Source organism: Chamaesiphon sp. OTE_75_metabat_556 (assembly GCF_031378165.1).
In the GTDB taxonomy this organism is placed as follows: domain Bacteria; phylum Cyanobacteriota; class Cyanobacteriia; order Cyanobacteriales; family Chamaesiphonaceae; genus Chamaesiphon.
The window spans coordinates 1-3,090 of sequence record NZ_JANNDR010000365.1 but is presented as its reverse complement, the minus strand read 5'-3'; the positions used below and the strand labels follow the sequence as shown (position 1 = coordinate 3,090).

Sequence of the window (3,090 nt, the reverse complement as noted above, 5' to 3'; positions counted from 1 at the left end):
AGCAGGTGGCGTGGTCATATTAAAAGATGGCCCTGCCGTTCTGCCCCGCTTCCCAGAAGGCATCGTCATCAGTAATTCGCCGAGGGGACGAACCATGCCTGCCATAATGTCGATCGCGGCATTCATCAGTTTTGATCGGCGTAGGCTACCATTCGGCATCAATCCAAAGTGCTGCACCATGAGCTGCATCATGATGAAGTAGCACTCATCGCAGATTTGCATCACGATCGCCGTTTCCGCCGCAGTTACCACGCTGGTGCTACAGTCTTTGGAATGCAGTGTCGGGTTGCGTAAAGCTGGATAGGATGGATTCCAGGGTAAGGGGTCGTTGTTGTTATCGCTCGGAAACTGCTCCTGGGCTAAGGCTGCTGCCATTCGGCGAAATTGCTGATAGTGCGATCGATCGAATTTAGGCGAGTTGGCATCGCAGCCTTCCCCTTGTTCGGTAATTACATCGATCGCAAACAGAGCACTATTCACATCTTCCACTTGCAACTGATAGTGGGGGTGATGCTGGTTAAAATCATCTCTTAAAAATAAGTGATGCTCGCCTCCGGCTGGGCCTTTTTTAGTGAGAAACAAATCGGGGATTGTTTCGATCGCTTGGCGAATTTGGCGGTACAATTCGCTCAATGAACCATAACGATGTAATCGATCCGCGATCGGATCTTCAACATCGCGTGCGGTTAATTCCTCTGCTAAAAAGTCAGGCATTTCCAGTCGCATAAAGCGGTGAATACTATTAGCATTTAAAGGTTCGAGTGCCAAGTCTACATCGATCGGACAATACCGATCGATCTCGCCAAAGTTGGGATTGGCTGGGTAGAACGGTTCGCCCATCGCCATCAGAATGTTATTAACTAGCAGAAAGTGGATCATTTCCTCATGGGAAATCACCAGCAATACGCCTCGCATCCCATAATTACCCGTTTCTTGTCCATCGCCACAGGCTAAGTTTAATTGGGCTGGAGTCCATAGACCCCGCTGCACATATGCTTGACCTGTAACGTAGTTGGGGATGGAATAAGCTGCATAAATATATTGCAACATCACCGCGACTTCTAGTTCGGCGGCTTGGCGCAGGGCGACAATCAATTCGTCACGATCGGCGATCGATCGTTGTGTCCGTTTGATTGTGGGCGTGGGATCGGGAACGTAGCCGACTTGCTGTTGGTTTTGTAAATATTTATATAAAAGCATTGCCTTTGGTTGAGATAATTCTCTAGTTGGGGGCATGTAATAAGTCTTATTTTTGTTTTGAGGGTCGCACATCTGCCACATCAACCGCGCATAAGTTTCGACCTTGCACTTGTCGGCGAGGCTAAAAACTTCGGCTTTCATGAACGAGAAGCACAACTCGTAATAAGCGAGAATTTCTTTGTAAATCAGATCGAAATCGTCATCTCGATCGGGTATATCTGCCAAATGCCAGTCATCGGGCATCACCCGCACTACAAACGAACCAGCCCCAGACCAAAACCCTAACCGATCGTCGTTGTCGTAGCTGAGTTCGGCGGCATCAGGATGGTAGCGATTCTCCCCAGGAGAGGCTTCTGCGCAGGCAGAGGCTTCGCCAACGCCAACGACAGGTAATGCTTCCGGTTCTGCCGATAACAGCACGCGGGTAGTTCCCGACTGGCAACCACGGATCGTCAACCAGCCCAGCCCCTGCCGATCAGTTGCTAACACGCAGCTAGTGGCAAAATCTCCGGTTTCTGCTTGTTTACCAGGTTTAAATTCCAGCATATTTAGCTGGCTACTGGAGGGAAAGTGAAAATCTCGACCGATCTTAGCCGGATCTAGCTCGAACTCATGACGGAGCTGAGGTAGTCCACGGGGATTGTAATACTGACTGAGGTAGACAGGCTCGACAGGGGCAGGTTGCCCGCGTACAAACGATCTCACCGCTACTTCTACAGCATGATCCTCACCTATTTTGTGGTTGGGAAATTCTAGAAACAGCGCAGCTTCATCGATCTGGAGATTAATCTCCTGCTCCTCCAGCAGGACTCGTTTTTGTCCGTCTATGGTGCCGATTAGAGATAAACCTTCCTGTTCGATCGCCGTGCGGAGATCTGCCCATGCTGCGGCGAGGGGGAGATCGATAATCCCACTCGTAAGTCGATGAGCTGCCTGCTGATAAGCTTCTCTAGGAATCGTCGCCACTAATTGCTGACTTTTAATCGTCCGCAGTTCCAATGCTCCTAAATCGCGCTTGGGGCCGATCGCATGAGTCGGCCCTGGCCCAGACTGGGGGGCACGAGCGATACAAGGGACGGCGGTAATCGCATTCATACTGACACCTCGATCGGTAACTAGCAGGGAGAGATTAGACAACGGTGGTGCTGTACTGTTGGCAGTTTCGTGACGCTCGACACTAGCGGGAATTAGTAACCTACCCGCCGGATAAGTACTCGACTCGCCCTCGCACCACAAACCGATCGAGCCATGCAGATTCCAGAAAGTAGCCGAATCTGGCTGAAGCGGGGCGGACATATTGCTCAAGCTAAATTGCACCACCAGCCCTAATACATCCTCGCGATCCATCGCCTGACGCAACAACTCGACTGTCGGCGAATCGGCAACTTCATCCCCCCAGAAAAAATCTGGTGCCGTTTTGGCAACGGTAAATTGATGGACACTCGATCGCTGAAATTCACGATTGAGGCAGTGTTCGGGCAAGTTTTGAATATAGTTAAAATTTTGCCACCGCGCAGGTTGCAGCCCTGCCACCGGAGCCGACAACAAATTCGGCACTTCCTGAGAAGCCCCTTGTCTGCCAAAGGTAAGTTGACCGATCATCACGGTTGTCGTCCAGTTAGAAGCCGGATCGACATCAAAAATCCGCGTCCGATTAAAAGTAGTTCCCAAATATTCATTATGGTGTCCCCACAGATCGACACTGCGCCCCACCACAACATCATTGAGGTCGATCTGTCCTGGTTCCCTTTGGGCACTGACAATTTTAGCTTCGATCGCAAAATGACCGTTGCCGCCAAAATCCCAACCTTTTGCCGTACTAAAAGCACCTGCTTCATCCCACTCTCCGCGATCGTTATACCGCGATCCGGTGGATTGGAGGTATTCATG

Annotated in this window: 1 protein-coding gene; it reads right to left on the bottom strand. The window is 50.6% G+C overall.

Features of this window, described 5'->3' with window-relative positions; all coding sequences use genetic code 11:
* Window positions 1–3,090, bottom strand: a 3,090-nt coding sequence (locus RMO27_RS14600) for a ferritin-like domain-containing protein (protein ID WP_309733750.1), incomplete at both ends; no start/stop codon positions are given.